Annotated in this window: 16 protein-coding genes and 1 pseudogene; 7 read left to right on the forward strand and 10 right to left on the reverse strand. The window is 59.7% G+C overall.

Translation table 11 applies throughout. The annotated features are described in order from the left end of the window. Positions 1-126 precede the first annotated feature (126 nt). Both G3A56_RS11980 and G3A56_RS11985 read left to right on the forward strand, forming a co-directional pair. Positions 127-809, forward strand: a pseudogene (locus G3A56_RS11980) (response regulator transcription factor). Between the two features lie 156 nt (positions 810-965). Then, positions 966-1421, forward strand: a complete 456-nt coding sequence (locus tag G3A56_RS11985) for a cyclic nucleotide-binding domain-containing protein (RefSeq protein ID WP_003492633.1) — start codon at positions 966-968, stop codon at positions 1419-1421. 15 nt (positions 1422-1436) lie between these two features. On the opposite strand, the gene G3A56_RS11990 is transcribed toward G3A56_RS11985, so the two are convergent. The 6 genes from G3A56_RS11990 to tesB form a co-directional block, all read right to left on the reverse strand. Further along, a complete protein-coding gene (locus G3A56_RS11990) occupies positions 1437-2240 on the reverse strand; it encodes an exodeoxyribonuclease III (RefSeq protein WP_003492631.1) in 804 nt (267 codons plus the stop codon). A 221-nt stretch (positions 2241-2461) separates the two neighbouring features. Beyond that, on the reverse strand, positions 2462-3187 hold the full coding sequence (locus tag G3A56_RS11995; protein ID WP_164056391.1) for an outer membrane lipoprotein carrier protein LolA: 726 nt from the start codon (positions 3185-3187) through the stop codon (positions 2462-2464). A gap of 50 nt (positions 3188-3237) precedes the next feature. Then, positions 3238-5910 carry a DNA translocase FtsK gene (locus G3A56_RS12000; protein WP_164056393.1) on the reverse strand — a complete coding sequence of 891 codons (2673 nt, stop codon included), beginning with the start codon at positions 5908-5910 and terminating at the stop codon, positions 3238-3240. A gap of 321 nt (positions 5911-6231) precedes the next feature. After that, positions 6232-7581: an ammonium transporter gene (locus G3A56_RS12005; RefSeq protein ID WP_137038364.1), complete on the reverse strand. Its 1350-nt coding sequence runs from the start codon at positions 7579-7581 to the stop codon at positions 6232-6234. Positions 7582-7610: 29 nt separating this feature from the next. Then, a complete protein-coding gene (locus tag G3A56_RS12010) occupies positions 7611-7961 on the reverse strand; it encodes a P-II family nitrogen regulator (RefSeq protein WP_003492620.1) in 351 nt (116 codons plus the stop codon). A gap of 213 nt (positions 7962-8174) precedes the next feature. Next, positions 8175-9059 (reverse strand): acyl-CoA thioesterase II, encoded by an 885-nt coding sequence (gene tesB, locus G3A56_RS12015; protein WP_082183206.1) that lies wholly within the window; start codon positions 9057-9059, stop codon positions 8175-8177. Between tesB and G3A56_RS12020 the strand changes: the two genes are divergently transcribed. From G3A56_RS12020 to fdxA, 4 genes are all read left to right on the forward strand, one after another. After that, entirely contained in the window at positions 9035-10360 is a 1326-nt protein-coding gene (locus G3A56_RS12020) for a ubiquinone biosynthesis hydroxylase (RefSeq protein WP_409528207.1), read from the forward strand. The genes tesB and G3A56_RS12020 overlap by 25 nt on opposite strands. Before the next feature lie 426 nt (positions 10361-10786). Next, on the forward strand, positions 10787-13852 hold the full coding sequence (locus G3A56_RS12025; RefSeq protein ID WP_082183203.1) for a helicase-related protein: 3066 nt from the start codon (positions 10787-10789) through the stop codon (positions 13850-13852). A gap of 4 nt (positions 13853-13856) precedes the next feature. Next, complete coding sequence (locus G3A56_RS12030; protein WP_082183201.1) at positions 13857-14273, forward strand: RNA-binding S4 domain-containing protein; 417 nt, start codon at positions 13857-13859, stop codon at positions 14271-14273. 158 nt (positions 14274-14431) lie between these two features. Next, on the forward strand, positions 14432-14770 hold the full coding sequence (gene fdxA, locus G3A56_RS12035) for a ferredoxin FdxA (protein WP_035222116.1): 339 nt from the start codon (positions 14432-14434) through the stop codon (positions 14768-14770). A 77-nt stretch (positions 14771-14847) separates the two neighbouring features. Here fdxA and holA read toward each other — a convergent pair whose 3' ends face one another. Genes holA through leuS form a run of 3 tightly spaced genes read right to left on the reverse strand, consistent with a single transcriptional unit; the run spans position 14848 to position 19065 of the window. Beyond that, complete coding sequence (holA, locus tag G3A56_RS12040) at positions 14848-15885, reverse strand: DNA polymerase III subunit delta (RefSeq protein WP_082183200.1); 1038 nt, start codon at positions 15883-15885, stop codon at positions 14848-14850. A gap of 11 nt (positions 15886-15896) precedes the next feature. After that, the gene (gene lptE / locus G3A56_RS12045) at positions 15897-16442 is read right to left on the reverse strand and encodes an LPS assembly lipoprotein LptE (protein WP_164056394.1); all 546 of its coding nucleotides are present in this window, start codon (positions 16440-16442) and stop codon (positions 15897-15899) included. Beyond that, on the reverse strand, positions 16435-19065 hold the full coding sequence (leuS, locus tag G3A56_RS12050; RefSeq protein WP_082183198.1) for a leucine--tRNA ligase: 2631 nt from the start codon (positions 19063-19065) through the stop codon (positions 16435-16437). The genes lptE and leuS overlap by 8 nt, the downstream gene beginning before the upstream one ends. A 192-nt stretch (positions 19066-19257) precedes the next feature. On the opposite strand from leuS, the gene G3A56_RS12055 reads away from it, so the two are divergent. Then, positions 19258-19917, forward strand: a complete 660-nt coding sequence (locus tag G3A56_RS12055; protein ID WP_164056395.1) for a YggS family pyridoxal phosphate-dependent enzyme — start codon at positions 19258-19260, stop codon at positions 19915-19917. A 59-nt stretch (positions 19918-19976) separates the two neighbouring features. Here G3A56_RS12055 and G3A56_RS12060 read toward each other — a convergent pair whose 3' ends face one another. Continuing rightward, a complete protein-coding gene (locus tag G3A56_RS12060; protein WP_035241253.1) occupies positions 19977-20678 on the reverse strand; it encodes a DUF1013 domain-containing protein in 702 nt (233 codons plus the stop codon). Positions 20679-20817 lie beyond the last annotated feature (139 nt).

Consider the following 20817-nt stretch of genomic DNA (forward strand, 5'->3'; position numbering starts at 1 on the left):
GAGCACCTTGCCGCCTTTTGGAGGCACTGGAATGCTCTAACTCTTTTAAACTACGCATTGTGCTTTCCGAAAATCGAACGCGATTTTTGGGTCGATGCGCTAAAGTAAGAAAGGCTGAGAATCCGAATGACGGCTCGCACTATCCTTCTGGTGGACGACGACGACGATCTTCGGGAGACGCTGACCGAGCAACTGTCTCCTTATGAGGAATTCTCGCTTCTGAGCGGCGCAAACGCCGCCCAGGCAATGCAGACCGCAAAGACCGCCCAGGTCGATCTTCTGATCATGGATGTCGGCCTTCCGGACATGGATGGTCGTGAAGCGGTAAAGCTTTTGCGAAAGGGTGGCTTCAAGGCACCGATCATCATGCTGACGGGCATGATACCGATTCCGATACGATCCTCGGGCTTGAAGCCGGCGCGAATGACTATGTGACGAAGCCTTTCCGTTTTGCCGTGCTTCTGGCGCGCATCCGGGCGCAGCTGCGTCAATACGAACAGAGTGAGGATGCGGTTTTCACCGTCGGCCCCTATCAGTTCAAACCCAGCCAGAAGCTGCTGACGACGGAAGACGGCAAGAAAATCCGTCTGACGGAAAAGGAAGCGGCGATCATCCGTTACCTCTATCGCGCCGGCAGTGCCGTGGTGACGCGTGATGTCCTGCTGGAGGAGGTGTGGGGTTACAATTCCGGTGTGACGACGCACACGCTTGAAACCCACGTATATCGTCTGCGCCAGAAGATCGAGCGTGACCCTTCCAATGCTGAAATTCTGGTGACCGAGAATGGCGGCTACAAGATCGTTCCCTGAAGCGGGATAGTCCTGTCGCTTGGCATTCATCCGTGTTCTAAAGCTGGCGCCGTGCGTTTGAGAAAGCGCACGGCGTTCTAACTGCTTGTATTTTGAAGACCGATATTGGAAAACCGCTATAGTAGCGCAGGCGGCTTTCTGGAGTAGCGATCAAACATGGCCTTGACGGACGATATCATGCTTCTGGGGCAAGTGCCGTTGTTTGCGGGCTTCAGCGATGATCAGCTGCGGCTGATCGCCTTCGGCGCGGAACGCCGCCGCGTCTCGGCAGGCCAGACATTGTTCCGGGAACATTCACCGGCTGAGTGCGCCTTTGCGGTGACATCAGGCCATTTCGAGCTTTTCACGGCAGGAAGGGACGGCAAGCCCGTGCTGCAGGCAGCGCCCGGCAAGGGTGCGTTGCTTTCCGAACTTGCGCTTTTCACGCTCTGCGAACGGAAATTCACCGCTGTGGCCGCGGAGGATTCCGAGGTCATCCGCATCACGCGTATCCTGTTTCACCGGCTGGTGGAGGAGTTTCCGGAAGTGGCCGATATCGTATCGGCGCGCATTCGCGACAATATTGCAGCTCTGGCGGCAGGCGCGGCCCGTTTGCAGAACCGCTTCGCCTGACGCTAGTCAAAACCGTTAGAATCGGAAATGCGCGGTAACCGGAACATGGTCCGATGGCCGGTTCCAGCCGCGCGCCTCGCGCAATATGTCGATTTTTTCAAGCGAGGGGCCCAGGTCCTGAGACGACCAGATATGGTCGAGACGGCGGCCGCGGTCTGCGGCTTCCCAATCCTTGGCGCGGTAGCTCCACCAGGTATAAATCTTTTCACTGTCAGGCACGTTCAGCCGCATCAGGTCGAGCCAGTTGCCCTTCTTCATGATATCCAGCATGCCGTCGGTTTCGACCGGCGTATGGCTGACGATTTTCAGCAGCTGCTTGTGCGACCAGACGTCATTTTCAAGCGGTGCGATATTGAGATCGCCGACGAGAATGGAAGAGGTGCCGGGCACGCCATCGGCGCGGAGAGCCTTCATTTCCTCGATGAAATCGAGCTTGTGGCCGAATTTGGGGTTTATCGAACGATCTGGTTCGTCGCCGCCGGCGGGAACGTAGAAATTGTGCAGTCGCACGCGGCGCGATCCCACCTGAAAAATCGCGGAAATATGCCGTGCGTCTCCAATCCCGCAATAGTCCTGCCGATGATCTTCGGTGAGGGGGATTTTCGAGGCGATGGCCACACCGTGATAGCCCTTCTGGCCGTGGATGATGACGTGCTCATAACCGAGCGCCTTCAGCGGCTTCATCGGAAACTCGCCATTCGGGCATTTCGTTTCCTGCAGGCACAGAATGTCGGGTTTGTAACGCACCAGAAACTGCTCAACGATCGGCATTCTGAGCCTGACCGAGTTGATGTTCCAGGTGGTTATCGAAAACGACATGCATGTGCTCCGCTTCTAGAGTGTTTTGTCGCATGTCCGGACGGAAAACCGATGGCCACTTTTCCTGGAAATGCGCTGTTGCCCCGAAGCCCGTTGTTTCGGAGCATGTTTCCGGAGCGCAGGCTTATAACATCGCGATGAAAACGGGAATGGACTTTAGCGGCAAAATAAAAAGGCGGCCGCAAGGCCGCCTTTGGAAGAATTCTCGCAGGTTCGAAACCTCAGCCGCGTTTGCGGACTTCCTCGTAATTGATGTTGAAGACGCGTTCATCGAGGTTCACGCCCGTCTGAACGTTGAAGATCATGACGGTCGTGTCCTTGTTCTGGGCGTCCGTCGTCGTCCACTGCCTCAGATCGAAGGTCTTCGGGTCGAACATCAGGGTAATGGTGGAATCGCCGAAGATGCTCTTGTCGCCCAGCACGATGGTGGTCAGGTCCGACTCTTCCTTCACATTCCGGACCTTCTGGTTGCCGAGGTCGATCTTGTCGGACAGAAGCAGGCTGAGCGGGGTCTTGGACAGAGGATAGAGATCCCAGGTCTTCAGCTTCATATTGCCAATGACCACATTCTTGCCATCGGCGATGACCCGCATGGGCGAGGGGTCCTCATAATTGAAACGAAGCTTGCCCGGCCGTTCAATGTAGAATTTGCCGCCGGTCTGTTCACCGCGAGGGCCGAATTGCACAAATTCCCCCATCATGGTTTTGACCGAGGAGAAGTGATTGGCGATTTTCTGCGCGGTCGCGCCGTTGCCGGCGGCCTGGGCAAATGCGTTGAGCGGCGACAGGCCCGCCATGGCGGCTGCCATGGAAAATGCCGTCAGCACGCCGCGTCGCGTCACGCCGTTTTTCGGTGCGTTTGCGGCTGCAGTTTCGCCGGTGGTGAGGTCGTTCATTCTGTTCTCCTTCATCGCAGCGATTGTCCGCATAAAAGGCGGCGGCTTCATGACGTTGAAAGCGTGTAATAACGCTTCTCAACCCCGCTTGGTTGCGGATGTTATCGCTCGATGATGTCTGATTCCGTCGGTACGAGTATTTCGCGTTTTCCGGCATGGTTGGCAGGGCCGATAATGCCTTCCTGCTCCATGCGCTCGATCAGCGAGGCGGCGCGGTTGTAGCCGATGCCGAGACGCCGCTGGACGTAGGAGGTGGAGGCCTTGCCATCCCTCAGAACGACAGCCACGGCCTGATCGTATGGGTCCTCGGAATCGGAGAAATTGCCGGCGCCGGCCGCGCCACCGCCATTGCCTTCCTCGTCGTCCTCCTCGGTGATCGCTTCCAGATATTCCGGCGACCCCTGCGTCTTCAGATAAGCGACGATCTCTTCCACCTCGTTGTCGGAGACGAACGGGCCGTGCACACGCTGGATGCGGCCGCCACCGGCCATATAGAGCATGTCACCCATGCCGAGCAGCTGTTCGGCACCCTGTTCGCCCAGAATGGTGCGGCTGTCGATCTTCGACGTCACCTGGAAGGAGATGCGGGTCGGGAAGTTGGCCTTGATGGTGCCGGTGATGACGTCGACGGACGGGCGCTGGGTCGCCATGATGACATGGATGCCGGCGGCACGCGCCATCTGAGCGAGACGCTGCACGGCGCCTTCGATGTCCTTGCCCGCAACCATCATCAGATCGGCCATTTCGTCGATGATGACGACGATATAGGGCAGGGGCTTCAGGTCGAATTCTTCCGTCTCGTACATGGCCTCGCCGGTCTGGCGGTCGAAGCCGGTCTGCACCGTGCGGGTGAGGATTTCGCCCTTGTCGATTGCCTGCTGCACGCGGCTGTTGAAGCCGTCGATGTTGCGCACACCGATCTTCGACATCTTCTTGTAGCGCTCCTCCATCTCGCGCACCGTCCATTTCAGCGCCACGACGGCCTTTTTCGGATCGGTGACGACCGGAGAGAGCAGATGCGGAATACCGTCATAGATCGACAGTTCAAGCATTTTCGGATCGATCATGATCAGGCGGCACTGTTCCGGCGACATGCGGTAAATGAGCGACAGGATCATGGTGTTGATGGCGACGGACTTGCCCGAGCCCGTGGTGCCGGCAACGAGCAGATGCGGCATCTTGGCGAGGTCGGCGATGACAGGTTCGCCGCCGATCGTCTTGCCGAGCGCCATTGCAAGCTTGGCCTTGCTGTTTTCGAAATCGCGGCTGCCGACCAGTTCGCGCAGGAACACGGTTTCGCGGGTCTGGTTTGGAAGTTCGATGCCGATGGCGTTGCGGCCGGGAACGACAGCGACGCGCGCGGCGATGGCGCTCATGGAGCGGGCGATGTCATCCGCAAGGCCGATGACGCGCGAGGATTTGATGCCGGGCGCCGGTTCCAGTTCGTAGAGCGTGACGACAGGGCCGGGGCGCACATGAATGATCTCGCCCTTGACGCCGAAATCCTCGAGGACCCCTTCGAGCAGGCGGGCATTCTGCTCCAGCACTTCCTCGCTCAGCGTATTGTCGCGCACGACATTCTTGGGTTCTGCCAGAAGATGGACGCTGGGCAGCTGGAAACCGTCGGCGGCGATAAACGAGGCCTGCGCCTCCCTTGCCACACGCTCGCTCGGCTTTGGACGCGCGGAGGGGGCCGTAATTCTCGGCTGTCCGCGTCCCGGTGCCTGTCTTGCGATAAATTTGGGGTCGGATTCATCGGCGCTGTCGTTATCCGAGAGAATGCCATTGGGCAAGCGCTGCCCGTCTGCAGTGAGACGCGGCTCTGCGTCCATGTCGTCATCATCATCGAGCGCGATGGAAGGAGGTGACACCTGCCGGCGGGATGCAGCGCGTTCCTCGAAGGACGGCTCCGCGCGCTGGTCGAGGCGGTTGATCGCCGTCTTGAGGCGGGACGGTTCGTTCAACGTGCCGAATTCATATTCGTTGAAATCGTAAGGATGTTCGAATTCATCATGCAGGGATTTCGACTTGATGCCCAACAGGCGGCGAAGACGGGCCTGGGTGATGTACCAGTAATGCGCGATTGCGCCGAAGGCGAGGATATTGGCGAAGAAACCCTCGCCGTCGTCATCGTCTTCCTCGGCCTCCCGGGTGGCGCGCGCCTTGCTCGCAACGGGTGCGCGTTCTTCGAGTTCCGGGACATCTTCCGGACCTCCCATGAGACCGGCGGCGAACAGCATCAGCCAGGCGGCGGGTGCCGCGAATATGACGCCCAGTACCGTTGCAATGGTGCCGGTCGGATAAGCACCGATGAAAAGGGCCGGGAAGCGCAGGATCATATCGCCGATGACGCCGCCGATGCCGTTTGGCAGCGGCCACGTGACGGGCGCGGGAAAACAGCCGAGCGAGGCGGCGCAGACGATGGCGCCGGCAACCCAGGCGACGAGGCGGGCGGGTATCCGGTTGAACCTGCGTCCGGCAATCAGCGCGATCGCCCAGGCGATCATCGGCAAAAGCGAGATGATTGCGGATAGACCGAGGAACTGCATCACGATATCGGCGAAGATCGCCCCGCCGTATCCCAGAAGATTGGTGGGCTGGTTTCCGGTGGCATAGGAGAGGCTCGGATCCGCCACATTCCATGTGGCGAGCGCGGCAATACCCAGCGCAATGGTGGCCAGCAACGCGAAACCGGCCAGAGCCATGATCTGCCGCACGAAAAACGCCGTCAGCACGAAGCGTGTGTGACGACCATCGAATGTCGGAGATTGCATTCTGCCCATGTCCCTGAACCCGTCGTTTTTGTGGTTTCGGCAAGATCCGGCAGGTGACCAGATCCCGGATTGACAGGGAAAACTAACCGCTCGCTGGTTAATGTCGTGTTAACCATGCGGTTTTTTGATGCTGCCAGAGCATTTCCAGTAAAAGTGCGACGCGGTTTTACGTTCGGAAAATGCGTGAAAACAAAGATCTAGAGCGCGTCCAACTATTCCGTTTAAACTGGATGCGCTCTAGCAGATTTGCGACAAAGAAAAAGGCCCGCCGGAGCGGGCCTTCTTTTGGGTAAGGGGATGGAGAACCCCTTTTCCCTGATCTTAGGAGTGGTAAGCGGCTTCGCCGTGGGTTGCGAGGTCGAGACCTTCGCGTTCCGCTTCGACCGGGACCCTCAGACCGACGATAACGTCGACGATCTTGTAGAGGATTGCCGAGACGATTGCGCACCAGACGATGGTGATGGCGACGGCGACGAACTGCGTCCAGACCTGCGAGGCGATGGAGAAGTCTTCCTTGCCCGTGCCGCCAAGCAGCGGCGAGGTGAAGATGCCGGTGCCGAGGGCGCCGATGATGCCGCCGATGCCGTGGACGCCGAAGACGTCAGCCGTATCGTCGTAACCGAACTTGTTCTTCACGACCGAGACGAAGAAGTAGCAGATCGGCGAGACGATGAGGCCGAGAACGATGGCGCCCATCGGGCCGACGGAGCCGGCCGCAGGCGTGACGGCGACGAGGCCGGCAATCATGCCCGAAGCAGCACCCAGCATGGAAGCCTTGCCGCGGGTGAAGCTTTCAACCAGCGACCAGGAAACGATGGCAGCGGCAGTTGCGAGGAAGGTGTTCATGGTTGCAAGAACCGCACCGCCCGATGCTTCGAGGTTGGAGCCGGCGTTGAAGCCGAACCAGCCGAACCACAGCATGGCCGCGCCGACCATCGTCAGCGTCATGGAGTGGGGCGCCATCATGTCCTTGCCGAAGCCTGTGCGCTTGCCGACCATGATCGCGCCGATCAGGCCTGCCACACCGGCATTGATGTGAACGACCGTGCCGCCGGCGAAGTCGAGAGCGCCCATGCCGAAGATCAGGCCGTTCGCATCCCATACCATGTGTGCAATCGGGAAATAGACGAAGGTTGCCCACAGGATGGTGAAGAGGATGACGGCGGAGAACTTCACGCGTTCCGCAAAGGCGCCGACGATCAGCGCCGGTGTGATGGCCGCAAAGGTCATCTGGAAGGCGATGAAGGTGTATTCGTAGATCACCACGCCTTCCGAGAAGGTCGCAGATGTGCTGTCAAGCGACACGCCGGAGAGGAACAGCTTGCCGAAGCCGCCAAAGTACGGGCCGGTGCCGCCGCCGAAGGCGAAGGAGTAACCGTAGATCACCCAGACGAGCATCATCACTGCCGCGACGACCGTGCACTGCATGAGAACGGAGAGCATGTTCTTGGTGCGGACGAGGCCGCCATAAAACAGGGCGAGGCCCGGAATGATCATGAAAAGCACGAGGATCGTCGCGACATACATGAATGCAGTGTCGGCTTTTTCCGGAACAGGCGCTGCTGCCGCTGCTGCCGGCGCGGCTTCCTGGGCAAAGGCGATGGCCGGTGCCATCAGGGCCGCCACACCGGCGCCCAGCTTGCCGAGCGTTGAAAACTTGTTGAGTTGCATAGCTAGAAAACTCCCCTGTCAGCCGTGCTTCAAAGCGCTTCTGTGTTGGTTTCGCCGGTACGGATGCGCACGGCCTGTTCGATAGAGTAGACGAAGATTTTTCCGTCACCGATCTGCCCGGTCTTTGCCGCAGACGCGATAGCCTCGACAGCCTTGTCGACGAGGTCGGATGGAACTGCGATTTCGATCTTCAGTTTGGGAAGGAAGCTCACCGCATATTCCGTGCCGCGATAAATCTCGGTATGCCCCTTCTGGCGTCCGTAACCCTTTACCTCGGTCACGGTCAGGCCTTGGATGCCGACGCCGGTGAGCGCTTCGCGCACCTCATCCAGCTTGAACGGCTTGATAATGGCCATCACAATTTTCATCTGGTTTCCCATCCTTTGTTTGTCCTCGGCACGGAGCCGACTCTCCTTGCCGCTGGCAGATCAGTAACAGCGACTGCGGACATACATTCAAAGGGCGTGCCAGTTTTTCATCTGGCTTATAAGTTATTGAAATATAAAACTTATATGAAGGACGTCTGAAAAAGGGGCATTTGTCGACGAAATTTGCGTCTATTAAATGTGCGATTTCTGAGAAAAGCACATTATTTAATCATCTGCCCTTTTGCGGATCAAACCTTCCTGTGCGACGGAGGCGACCAGCTCACCCTGTCTGGTGAAAATATTGCCACGGGTCAAACCGCGGGCACCGGAGGCGCTGGGGCTATCCTGCTTGTAGAGCAGCCAATCATCCAACCGGCAGGGGCGGTGGAACCACATGGCGTGATCGAGGCTTGCGACCTGAATGGAAGGATCGAAGATCGTCGTTCCATGGGCGTAGAGCGATGTGTCGAGCAGGGTCATGTCCGACAGATAAGCCAGAATGGCCGACTGGAAATGCGGATTGTCGGGCACATCACCGACGGCGCGAACCCAGATATCCTGCTGCGGTTCCAGCTTTTCTTTCGAGATGTAATGGGTCAGTGAAACAGGTCTTATCTCGATCGGGCGCTTGTTGCTCCAGTATTTGCGGATCGAAGCGGGTGCCTTGGCGAGAAAGGCCGCCTGCATCTGCTCTTCGCTCATCAGCTTTTCGGGCGGCGTCACATCCGGCATTTTTATCTGATGGTCAAAGCCGTCCTCAAATATCTGAAACGACGCGGACATGGAAAAAATCGCCTTGCCATGCTGGATGGCGACCACGCGGCGGGTGCCGAAGCTGGAACCATCGCGGATGCGTTCCACCTGGTAGAGGATGGGCACCAGCGGATCGCCGGGGAGCATGAAATAGGCATGCAGCGAATGCACGAGGCGGTCGTCGTCCACGGTTCTTTGCGCGGCGATCAGGGCCTGCGCAATGACCTGGCCGCCAAAGACGCGCTGCCAGCCGATTTGCGGGCTTTCGCCCCGGAACAGGTTCTCTTCCAGCTTTTCGAGATCGAGCGTGGTGATGAGATTGGCCATCGGGTCTGACGTTTGCAAAGGATGCGACATTTTTTCGGCCTGCTCCGGCTGTAGGAAGACGTCACATGGTCTATAGTGCGCCGATGATGTGTGCACAAGATTTGAGGAGAAGCGCGATGCTAGACGTGGTGGTTGCAGGCGGCGGATATGTCGGTCTTTCCGTTGCTGTCGCAATTAAGCAGGCGGCCCGGCATCTCAATGTGCAGGTGGTTGAGGCAGCTCCCGAGGATGTCTGGAAGAAGGACGTCCGCGCCTCCGCCATCATTGCGGCGGCCACGCGCATGCTCGACGTTTTCGGCATATGGAACGAGATCGAACCGGAGGCCCAGCCGATCAACAAGATGATCGTCACCGATTCGAAGACCGCAGACCCCGTCCGTCCGGTGTTTCTGACGTTTGATGGTGTGGTCGAGGAGGGCAGGCCGTTCGCCCATATGGTTCCGAACGTTGCGATGGTCGGCGCTTTGCGAGGTCTGTGCGAGCGTCTTGGCGTTGAAATCCGCCATGGTCTCAGTGTTTCCGGCTTTACTACTGGGCCGCAATCGACATCAATCAGCCTTTCTGACGGCTCATCCCTTGAAGCGCGACTGCTCGTCGCCTGCGACGGGGTTCGCTCGGCGCTCAGGGATATGGCAGGCATCAAGACCGTGCAATGGAATTATGATCAGTCCGGGATTGTTACCACCGTCGAACACGAGCGGCCGCATGAGGGCTGCGCGGAGGAACATTTCCTGCCGTCGGGGCCTTTCGCCGTCCTGCCGCTCAAGGGAAACCGCTCCTCGCTTGTCTGGACCGAGCGCACGGCCGATGCCGACAGGCTGGTCGCTGCCGATGATCTGGTGTTCGAGGAAGAACTGGAGCGCCGGTTCGGTCACAAGCTCGGCCCTGTCCACCCCGTCGGCCCCCGCCGTGCCTTTCCGCTGGGGCTAACGCTGGCGCGCTCCTTCGTTGCACCGCGTTTCGCGCTCGCCGGCGATGCGGCCCATGGGATTCATCCAATCTCGGGCCAGGGCCTCAATCTCGGCTTCAAGGATGTTGCAGCCCTGGCCGAAACCGTGGTCGAGGCCGACCGCCTCGGCCTCGATATCGGCTCCCTCAACGTTCTCGAGCGGTACCAGTCCTGGCGGCGTTTCGATACGTTGCGGATGGGTGTGACGACGGATGTGCTGAACCGGCTTTTCTCCAACGATGTCGGTCCCATCCGCATCATGCGGGATTTCGGGCTGGGTGTTGTCGATCGTTTGCCGGCGCTGAAATCCTATTTCATCGGGCAGGCCGCCGGCACGACAGATGCGAATGCGCCGCGTTTGCTCGCCGGCGAGGCGCTCTGATCCCGCGATTGCGGCTTGACAGCCGATTCCGGTATTTTTGGCGAAAGGCCGGTGCGGAAAGCATGAATCCGGGCAAGGACTTACCCGGATTCACAATCTGGTATGGGACGCGCATTCGCCAACCAGATGCTGTAGAGAACAAAAGCTGAATCCCGTCGAGTCAGCGATTCGTATTCGATTCGTTCGCAGACTGTTCCGCAACCGAATCGATTCCATTTTCGCCGGATTCTTTTTATTCTCTCAACCGGCTGAATCTGAACGGAAAATTCGGTGCAGCAGGAGCAGCGGCCGACTTTACGGGCAAGGCCTATTGCCTTTGTCTTCGGGCATTGCCATGTGTGGTGCGTGCGGCCTGCATCAGCGATGGTGGGCGGCACGGCAAGCAGTGCAAGTCGATTCGCGGATAGTACGTTGAATTTTCGCCCCATGATCCTGAGCGGCCGCGGTGTCACGGCCGTTCTCGGCCCCACCAATACCGGCAAGACCCATTACGCGATCGAGCGTATGGTGGCGCATGGCAGCGGTGTCATCGGCCTGCCGCTGCGCTTGCTGGCGCGGGAGGTCTATACCCGCCTCGTCGAAAAGGTGGGTGCGCCGAATGTGGCGCTGATTACCGGCGAAGAAAAGATTTCACCTCCCAAAGCCAAATATTCCGTCTGCACGGTGGAAGCCATGCCGCGCGAGACGACGGCCGCATTTGTCGCGATCGACGAGGTGCAGCTGGCCGGCGATCTGGAGCGTGGCCATATCTTCACCGACCGCGTGCTGCATTTGCGCGGGCGGGAGGAAACGCTGCTCCTTGGCGCAGGCACGATGCGCCCGATCCTTGAAAAGCTCTTGCCAGGAATTACCGTGGTGGAGCGGCCGCGCCTGTCGCAGCTTTTTTATGCGGGCCAGAAAAAGATTACCCGCCTGCCGCAACGCACGGCAATTGTCGCCTTTTCCGCCGATGAGGTTTATGCCATCGCCGAACTGGTGCGTCGCCAGCGCGGCGGTGCCGCTGTTGTGCTGGGCGCGCTTTCGCCGCGCACGCGCAATGCGCAGGTCGGTCTCTACCAGTCCGGCGATGTCGAATATCTGGTGGCGACGGACGCCATCGGCATGGGCCTTAACCTCGATGTCGATCATGTCGCCTTCGCGCAGGACCGCAAATTCGACGGTTATCAGTTCCGCAATCTCAATCCCGGCGAGATCGGCCAGATCGCCGGTCGCGCCGGCCGCCATCTTCGCGATGGCACTTTTGGCGTGACGGGGCGCGTCGATCCCTTTGACGACGAATTGGTGGAGCGTATCGAGACCCATCAGTTCGACGCGGTGAAGGTGCTGCAGTGGCGGACGAAGAATTTCGATTTCTCCTCCATCGCCAATCTGCGTGCGAGCCTCGATGCCGCACCGGCGATCCAGGGACTTTCCCGGGCTCTGCCGGCGATCGACCAGCAGGCGTTGGAATATCTGTCGCGTTACCCTGAGATCATCGATGTGACGACGACGGATGCGCGGGTGGAAAAACTGTGGGAGGCATGCGCGCTTCCCGACTATCGCCGTATCGCACCTGCCCAGCATGCCGACCTGATCTCGACGCTCTATTTCGATCTCGTAAAACGCGGTGCTGTGAACGAAGATTTCATGGGTGAGCAGGTGCGCCGCGCCGACCGCACGGACGGAGAGATCGATACACTGTCTGCAAGGATTGCGCAGATCAGAACATGGACTTATGTATCGAACCGCCCAGGATGGCTTGCCGATCCGACACACTGGCAAGAAAAGACGCGGGAAATCGAGGATCGATTGTCCGATGCACTACATGAAAGGTTGACGAAACGCTTTGTTGATCGCAGGACATCTGTGCTCATGAGGCGCCTGAGAGAGAATGCGATGCTTGAAGCTGAAATCAGTGTAAATGGTGATGTCTTCGTAGAAGGACATCACGTCGGCCAGTTGGCCGGGTTCCGGTTCACGCCGGTGCCGGGAATGGAAGGGCCGGATCAGAAGGCCGTGCAGGCTGCGGCGCAAAAGGCGCTCGCGCTCGAGTACGAGGCGCGTGCTGCGCGTCTGCATGCCAGTGGAAACGGCGATCTCGCTTTGAGCTCCGATGGTCTGGTTCGCTGGTTGGGCGAGCCGGTGGCCCGCCTTTCGGCAGGCGACAACATCATGAAGCCGCGTGTGATCCTGCTTGCCGACGAACAGTTGAGCGGCAATGCCCGCGATCATGCGCTGGCGCGCGTCGAACGTTTCGTCAATCATCAGATTGCGACCGTGCTGAAGCCGCTGGACGATATTTCCCGCGCCGAAGACCTTCAGGGTCTGGCGAAGGGACTGGCGTTCCAGCTGGTCGAAAATCTTGGCGTTCTGTTCCGCCGCGACGTCACCGAAGACGTGAAGTCGCTGGATCAGGATGCGCGCGCCTCCATGCGCCGCTACGGTGTGCGCTTTGGTGCCTATCACGTCTTCCTGCCCGCGCTGCTGAAGCCGGCTCCGGCCGAGCTTGTCACGCTGCTCTGGGCCCTGAAGAATGATGGCCTCGGCAAGCCGGGTTATGGCGATCTCATTCCGGTTCTGGCCGCCGGCCGCACCTCCGTGGTGACGGACCCGACCTTCGAGCGCATGTTCTACAAGCTTGCCGGTTTCCGTTTCCTCGGAAAGCGCGCCGTGCGTATCGACATTCTCGAGCGTCTGGCCGATCTCATCCGTCCGCTGTTGCAGTGGAAGCCCGGCCAGCAGCCGCGTCCGGAAGGCGCCTATGACGGCCGTCGTTTCACGACGACGACTGCGATGCTTTCCATTCTCGGTGCGACGCTCGACGACATGGAAGAGATCCTCAAGGGCCTCGGCTACCGTGCTGACCAGGTGACGGCGGAGGAGGCGCAGGCCTTCCTCGCCAACCAGACCGGTGCTGCGGCTCCGGCCGCCGCTGAAGCGGTGACGGAAGAGGAAAGCGCCGAGACCGAGCAGGATGAACCGGCTTCGGAAGAGCAGGTGTCCGAGACGGCCGTCGCTGAAGCCGCCGAGGAAACACCGGTCGTGGAAGCCGTCAGCGAAGAAGCTGCGGTGAGCGAGACCGTGCCTGCGGAAAGCGTTGAGGCTGCCGAGCCGAAGCCTGTTCTTCTGTGGCGTCCGGGTGGTCGCAACGAAAACCAGCGTAGCGAGAACCGTCGTCCGGGCAATCGCGGTCAAGCCCGCGATGGCGCGCGCGAGCAGGGCGAGCGTCGTGGCGACGGCCGTCGTGACAATCGTGACGGCGCAAATCGTGAAGCTGCCAATCGTGGCGGTGAGGGCGAGCGCAAGCGTGATGGCGGACGCCCTGATCGCGGCAATCGCAACGATCGTCAGGATCGCGGCGAGCGCAAGGACAGGCCGGATCGCAACGACCGCGGCGGAAAACCGCAGGGTCAGCAGCGTTTCGAAGCCAAGCCGCCCCGCAAGGAGAAGCCACTAGACCCGGATTCGCCTTTCGCAAAACTCGCTGCTCTCAAGGAGCAGCTGAAGAAGTAAGCCTATGGGGAGCAAAGAACAGCCATTGGAGAGTACGCGTCAGCGTCTGGACAAGTGGCTGTTCTTTGCCCGCATGGCTAAATCCCGCTCGCTTGCCCAAGGCTACATTCAGTCGGGTCACGTCAAGGTCAACGGGACAACCATCCGCCAGCCCAGCCATGCGGTGAAGGCGGGAGACAGGCTCGATATCGGTTTCGAGCGCATGGACAAGGTCCTCGTCATCAAGTCCGGGGGCGAGCGGCGCGGGCCCTATGAAGAAGCCCGGCTTCTCTACGACGATCTGACGCCGCCACGGGCGCCTTCCGACAGGTTGAGCCCGCTGGAGCAGGCAATGCGCGAGCCGGGCAGCGGCCGCCCGACCAAAAAAGAGCGCAGGGCGCTCGACAAGTTTCTGTCGGAAAGTGACGGAAATACAGATTAGAATAAACCTCCAGGTCAGGCCGGTTTTTCAGAATTGTTTATCCTTGCTATCTGAAGGCAAAGGCATTACGTCACTTGCGAAATTGCCCTGTCTGAATTCCGGGCGACGGCTTGTGTTCCGAAGCCCAAAGACCCGGCCTGCATATTCTGGAGTTCATCATGACATATGTCGTGACCGACAATTGCATTCGCTGCAAATATACCGATTGCGTTGAAGTCTGCCCCGTCGACTGCTTTTACGAGGGTGAGAATTTCCTCGCGATCAATCCCGATGAATGCATCGACTGCGGTGTGTGCGAACCGGAATGTCCCGCCGAGGCGATCAAGCCCGATACGGAGCCGGGTCTCGACAAGTGGCTGAAGCTGAATGCGGAATATGCAGCGATCTGGCCGAACATCACGATAAAGCGCGACCCCATGCCCGAAGCCAAGGAAATGGACGGCGTCGAGGGCAAGCTGGACCTTTATTTTTCCGCCGAACCCGGTCAGGGTGACTGAGTTTCGACGGCCTATCGTCTTCGTACTATGATTTTGAGAGCCCTCGCAGCGCCAGCGCGAGGGCTTTTTGCTGAAGTTTAGCCGCCTCGGCCGGATTGCAGCGTGGTCGAAAGCAGGGTCAGAAGGGCCACGCTTTCTTCCAGGCTTTGCCGCTGGCGGCTTTGCAATATGGCCGCCTGCAGGCGGTTCATCTCGCGGGCGATCGCCGCTGGCTGCCATGTCCGCAGCGCTCTTTCGATGATGGGCTTTCTGCGAAAATGGATGTGGCGTCCGAGTGTTTGCATGACCTGACCGGCCTGCTGCTTTTTCTCGTCCATTTCGGCCCGCATCTGGTCGAGCAGCTGGAATTGCTTGAGGCAACCCTGAAGCACCAGGAAAATCGGCGTCTTTGACGACATGATCTTCTGGGTCGCGTGGAAAAAGGCGTTTCTGTCACCTTTGAGAATGGCGTCAACCGCGTCGTCAGCGGAAACCGTGCTGGCATCGCCGATGATCGCCAGCACGTCGTCTTCCTCGATCACTTCCGCGCCACGGCAATAGAGTGCCAGCTTGCGGATCTCGTTGCGCGACGCGATGCGATCGCCGCCAAGCGATTCAATCAGTCTCTGCCGCGCGGCCGGCGCGATGCGCAGATTGTCGGCCGACAGTTCCTGATCGATCAGTGCGTTCAACGAGCGAGCATCATCCGCGTAACAGGGGATTGCGGCGATCGAGCGCGCGGGTTCTGCGATCTTGCGCAGCCCGGTGCCTTTTTTGAGGTCACCCGCCTCGATGATCAGGAAACTTGCTTCGGGTGGTGTTTCGGCCAGTATCTGGAGCGCATCCACCAGTGCCTTTTCAGCCGATGCACCTTTGATCCAGACGAGTTTTTCACCACCGAAGAGACCAATGGCGTTGACCTCATCGAGGAGGCGGCCGGGATCACCCTGCAGGTCGGATGCGGTCAGTTTCAGTGATGCAAAGGCGTCATCGGGATCGATGCCGGTTTTTTTAGCGATGAGGTTGGCCCGCTCCGATACGAGGCCCCGATCTGGGCCATAGAGCACAAAAACACGAAAGCGCTCCGCCGGGTTTTCGGCGAAGCGCTCAAACTCATGCGATTTTATCTCCGCCACGGCCGCGGCTCTCAGCGGCCGAGAGTGGCGGCGATATCGGTACGGATGATTTCAGCCAGCTCGCGGGCCGCCCGGTTTTCAGCGTCGCGGATCGCCCTGATCTTGGCGAATTCCTGCTGCGGCAGATCCACCTGCGCCGTAACGCTGCGGCGTGCGGAGCGCAGGATCTGACCGTCGGAAATACGGGTCAGAACGTAGTTGCCGGTCATCACCACACGGCCGGGATAGGGGCCGTCGTAATTGTTGTTCGCGCGGGTCGTCAGGTCGTAATTCTGCACTTCCGTCGTTGAGGAGCTAGCGCTTACGGAAATCTTGACGTTATACTGCGCCGTTGCCGGCTGGCCTGCGCCACCCGCCATCAGAAAGATCAGCTGATTGCGGACTTCCTGCCCAACTCTTCCACCGACGTCGGAAACGCTGACGGCCGCCAGCCTTTCCTTGGTTCCGGAAGCCTCGCCATAAAGCGGGCGCACCTGGCAGCCCGCCAGAAGACCAGCCATCATCACGACGGAAATTGCTGCCGCGACGCGGCTCCATCTCGAAAAAACGTCAGACAACAATGTTCACAATCCTCTGCGGAACCACGATGACTTTCTTGGGCTCGCCACCGGCAAGAATAGATTTCACGGCATCCAGCGCAAGGGCGGCCGTGCGGACCGCATCTTGATCCGCATCGCGCGCGATTGTCAATTCGCCGCGCTTCTTGCCGTTGACCTGGACGGGCATGACCACATCGTTTTCCTCGACCAGCGAGGGCACGAAAGCCGGCCATGGCGTCTGGGCGACGAGACCCGTGTTCCCCAGTGCCGACCAGCATTCTTCGGCCAGATGCGGCGTCATGGGGGCAATGATGCGGATGAGGATTTCGACGGCGTCGCGTGCCGCCGCCCTCACGTCATCCGACCTGCCGCCCGCCGCGACATCGGCAAGCGGGCCGGCCAGGGCGTTGACCAGTTCGTAAATGCGGGCTATCGCCTTGTTGAAGGCGAGCTTGTCCAGATCTTCCTGAACGGCCTTCAGCGTCTTGTGGGCCGCCTTGGACGCTGCCAGGCCTTCACCTTCGGTCGCAGGCTGCGGCTGAACGTTCTTCAGTTCCTCGGCTGCTTCGCCGATGATGCGCCAAACGCGCTGGACGAATCGATTTGCGCCCTCCACGCCAGCTTCCGACCAGATGACGTCACGATCGGGCGGAGAATCCGACAGGACGAAGAAGCGCGCGGTGTCCGCCCCATAGGATGCGATGATGTCATCCGGGTCGACCACGTTCTTCTTCGACTTCGACATCTTCTCGATCGAGCCGATCTTGACTTCGGCGCCGGAGGACAGGAGGAAAGCCCGGCGAGCGCCGTCCGTCTCCTCTATGCGCAGGTCGGCGGGTGCTATCCATTCGCGGCCAGTGCCTTCGCCATGGCTGTAGGTCTCGTGCACCACCATGCCCTGTGTGAACAGGCCCTTGAAGGGCTCCTTGACGCCCACATGGCCGGTCTCGCGCATGGCACGGGTGAAGAAGCGGGAATAGAGCAGATGCAGGATCGCATGCTCGATGCCGCCGATATACTGATCGACGGGCAGCCAGTGGTTGGCCACCTTCGGGTCGGTCGGCTGGTCTTCCCACGGCGCGGTGAAGCGGGTGTAATACCAGCTGGAATCGACGAAAGTATCCATCGTGTCGGTTTCGCGACGCGCGTCATGGCCGCATTGCGGGCAGGCGACGTGACGCCACGTGGGGTGGCGGTCCAGCGGATTGCCGGGCACGTCGAAAGTCACGTCGTCAGGCAGCTTGACCGGCAGGTCCTTCTTCGGAACCGGCACCACGCCGCAGACTTCGCAGTGAATGACCGGGATCGGGCAGCCCCAGTAACGCTGGCGGGAGATGCCCCAGTCGCGCAGGCGGAAATTGACCTTGCGCTCAGCCTGCGGCGCATTGCCCAGCATCTCGGCGGAGAGCTTCTGCACGACCGCCTCAAAGGCGTCAGTCGTGTTCATGCCGTTCAGGAAGCCGGAATTGATCATCACGCCGTCATCGGTATAGGCCGTGTCCTCGACGGTGAAGCTTTCTGCATCCGGGCCTTCAGGGGCGACGACAGCCACGACCGGCAGGCCGTATTTGCGGGCGAAGTCCAGATCGCGCTGGTCACCCGATGGGCAACCGAAAATCGCGCCGGTGCCGTAATCCATCAACACGAAATTAGCGACGTAGACGGGCAGTTCCCAGGTAGGATCGAGCGGGTGCACGACCTTGACGCCGGTATCGATGCCCTTCTTTTCTGCCGTTTCCAGCGCTGCGAGCGAGGTGCCATGGCGGCGGCATTCATCGCAGAACTCGGCGATATCGGGGTTGTTCGCCGACAATTCTCTCGCCAGCGGATGATCGGCGGCGATCGCCAGGAAGGATGCGCCGAACAGGGTATCCGGACGCGTCGTATAGACGGTGATGTCGGAAAAACCTTCCGGCACTGTGCCAGCAACGGTCTGCCAGCGCAGCGACAGGCCTTCGGAACGGCCGATCCAGTTCTTCTGCATCAGGCGCACTTTTTCCGGCCACTGATCCAGCGTGTCCAGCTCGTCCAGCAGATCCTGGCTGAAATCGGTGATGCGGAAGAACCATTGCGTCAATTCGCGCTGCTCGACCAGCGCGCCGGAGCGCCAGCCGCGGCCGTCGATCACCTGCTCATTGGCGAGAACGGTATGGTCGACGGGATCCCAGTTGACCTTGGACTGCTTGCGGTAAACCAGACCCTTTTCCATGAAGTCGATGAACAGCGCCTGCTGGCGGTGGTAATATTCCACGTCGCAGGTCGCGAATTCACGGGTCCAGTCCAGCGACAGGCCCATGGACTTCAGCTGGCCGCGCATGGTGGCGATGTTCTGGTAGGTCCAGTCCTTCGGGTGAACCTTGTTCTGCATGGCCGCGTTTTCCGCAGGCATGCCGAAGGCGTCCCAGCCCATCGGGTGCAGAACGTTGAAGCCGCGCGCACGCTTGTAGCGGGCGACGACGTCGCCCATGGCATAGTTGCGGACGTGGCCCATGTGAATGCGTCCCGACGGGTAGGGAAACATCTCCAGAACGTAATACTTCTCGCGCGGATCGCTGTTGTCGGTGACGAAAACCTTGTCTTCGTTCCATTTCTGCTGCCAGCGCGGCTCGGCGTCGCGAGGATTGTAACGTTCGATGGCCATTGTTCTGAATTCCGGGTATCGAGGGGAAAAATTTGCGCTGACCTTCACCATGAAACGACCGGGGCGTCAAGTTTGGCGGGGCGTCCGGGCGTTCAATCTTGGCCAGCGTGCCTCAAATGGTGCTAAACCCGCTTGGCATCAAGGCAATCGGCGTCTAGTTAGCTTGCGAATGGTTCAAATAAAGGTTCTGTGATGGAAATCGAAGCACGTCTTGAGGATGTCAGGCAGCGTATCGCGGAAGCTGCGGAAAAATCCGGTCGCAAGGCTGACGAGGTTACGCTCGTCGCCGTCTCGAAGACATTCGATGCGGAGACCATCCAGCCGGTCATCGACAGTGGCCAGCGCGTGTTCGGTGAGAATCGTGTTCAGGAAGCGCAGGGCAAGTGGCCTAGCCTGAAAGAGAAGACACCTGACATCGAACTGCATCTAATCGGTCCGCTGCAATCCAACAAGGCGTCGGATGCCGTCGCGCTGTTTGACGTCATACAGAGCATCGACCGGGAGAAAATCGCCCGTGCGCTGTCCGAAGAATGTGCCAAACAGGGCCGCAGCCTTCGTTTTTATGTGCAGGTCAATACGGGGCTTGAGCCGCAGAAGGCTGGCATCGATCCGCGCGAGACGGTCGCCTTCGTTGCTCTTTGCCGGGACGAGCTGAAATTGCCGGTGGAGGGACTGATGTGCATTCCGCCGGCGGAGGAAAATCCCGGCCCGCATTTCGCGCTTTTGGCAAAGCTTGCAAAACAATGCGGCCTCGAGAAGCTTTCCATGGGCATGTCAGGCGATTTCGAGACTGCCGTTGAATTCGGCGCCACCAGCGTGCGGGTCGGCTCGGCGATCTTCGGCGCGCGATAAACCATTCAACAAAAAACCCGGCACTGCGGCCGGGTTTTAAATGAATGCGAGACGTCCGGTCAGTAGTGATCGTCCTCGTCTTCGTCCTTCGGTGTCGACTTCAGCGAGCTGAGCTTCTTGAAGACGGCGTCGGCATCGATCTGTTCGTCTTCCTCGCGCTGGAAGTTATAGTCCAGACCTTCCGTCACCGTTGCCGGCTGCAGCGTGTTGCCGAGCTCTTCGGCGGTCGGCAGCGGACGGCCGCGTGAGGCGCGTTCGACTTCAAGGTCGAGATCGATCTGGCTGCAGAGGCCAAGCGTCACCGGGTCCATCGGCGTCAGGTTGGCCGAATTCCAGTGGGTGCGGTCGCGAATCTGCTCGATGGTGGATTTGGTCGTGCCGACGAGACGCGAAATCTGCGCGTCCTTCAGTTCCGGATGGTTACGAACCAGCCAGAGAATGGCGTTCGGACGATCCTGGCGCTTGGAAACTGGCGTATAACGCGGGCCGCGGCGCTTGGATTCCGGCACACGGACCTTCGGCTCGGAAAGCTTGAGCTTGTGGTTGGGGTTGCCTTCAGCGCGGGCGATCTCGTCGCGGGAAAGCTGTCCGGTCGCGATCGGGTCGAGGCCCTTGATGCCCTGCGCGGCTTCACCGTCGGCAATCGCCTTGACTTCGAGCGGATGCAGTTTGCAGAACGTGGCGATCTGATCGAACGACAGCGCGGTGTTGTCAACCAGCCATACAGCCGTAGCTTTTGGCATGAGCAATTGTTGAGCCATAGATACAGTCCTTCTGTCCGTCCGCGCCGGTGTCGCGGGCGTGGTATCAACCACTGATTTCCGGGATATTGGCGCTCTATAACCGGATTGCATCATAATTGCAATTCTTTGCAAAACAAATGCCTTTGTCTAATTGCCG

It is taken from the genome of Rhizobium oryzihabitans (genome assembly GCF_010669145.1).
In the GTDB taxonomy this organism is placed as follows: Bacteria; Pseudomonadota; Alphaproteobacteria; order Rhizobiales; family Rhizobiaceae; genus Agrobacterium; species Agrobacterium oryzihabitans.

Excerpts from the sequence above, each read along its gene's own strand:
- G3A56_RS11985 (WP_003492633.1), top strand. The coding sequence starts at position 966 with ATGGCCTTGACGGACGATATCATGCTTCTGGGGCAAGTGCCGTTGTTT.
- G3A56_RS11990 (WP_003492631.1), bottom strand. The coding sequence starts at position 2,240 with ATGTCGTTTTCGATAACCACCTGGAACATCAACTCGGTCAGGCTCAGA.
- G3A56_RS11995 (WP_164056391.1), bottom strand. The coding sequence starts at position 3,187 with ATGAAGCCGCCGCCTTTTATGCGGACAATCGCTGCGATGAAGGAGAAC.
- G3A56_RS12000 (WP_164056393.1), bottom strand. The coding sequence starts at position 5,910 with ATGCAATCTCCGACATTCGATGGTCGTCACACACGCTTCGTGCTGACG.
- G3A56_RS12005 (WP_137038364.1), bottom strand. The coding sequence starts at position 7,581 with ATGCAACTCAACAAGTTTTCAACGCTCGGCAAGCTGGGCGCCGGTGTG.
- G3A56_RS12010 (WP_003492620.1), bottom strand. The coding sequence starts at position 7,961 with ATGGGAAACCAGATGAAAATTGTGATGGCCATTATCAAGCCGTTCAAG.
- tesB (WP_082183206.1), bottom strand. The coding sequence starts at position 9,059 with ATGTCGCATCCTTTGCAAACGTCAGACCCGATGGCCAATCTCATCACC.
- G3A56_RS12025 (WP_082183203.1), top strand. The coding sequence starts at position 10,787 with ATGATCCTGAGCGGCCGCGGTGTCACGGCCGTTCTCGGCCCCACCAAT.
- G3A56_RS12030 (WP_082183201.1), top strand. The coding sequence starts at position 13,857 with ATGGGGAGCAAAGAACAGCCATTGGAGAGTACGCGTCAGCGTCTGGAC.
- fdxA (WP_035222116.1), top strand. The coding sequence starts at position 14,432 with ATGACATATGTCGTGACCGACAATTGCATTCGCTGCAAATATACCGAT.
- leuS (WP_082183198.1), bottom strand. The coding sequence starts at position 19,065 with ATGGCCATCGAACGTTACAATCCTCGCGACGCCGAGCCGCGCTGGCAG.
- G3A56_RS12055 (WP_164056395.1), top strand. The coding sequence starts at position 19,258 with ATGGAAATCGAAGCACGTCTTGAGGATGTCAGGCAGCGTATCGCGGAA.
- G3A56_RS12060 (WP_035241253.1), bottom strand. The coding sequence starts at position 20,678 with ATGGCTCAACAATTGCTCATGCCAAAAGCTACGGCTGTATGGCTGGTT.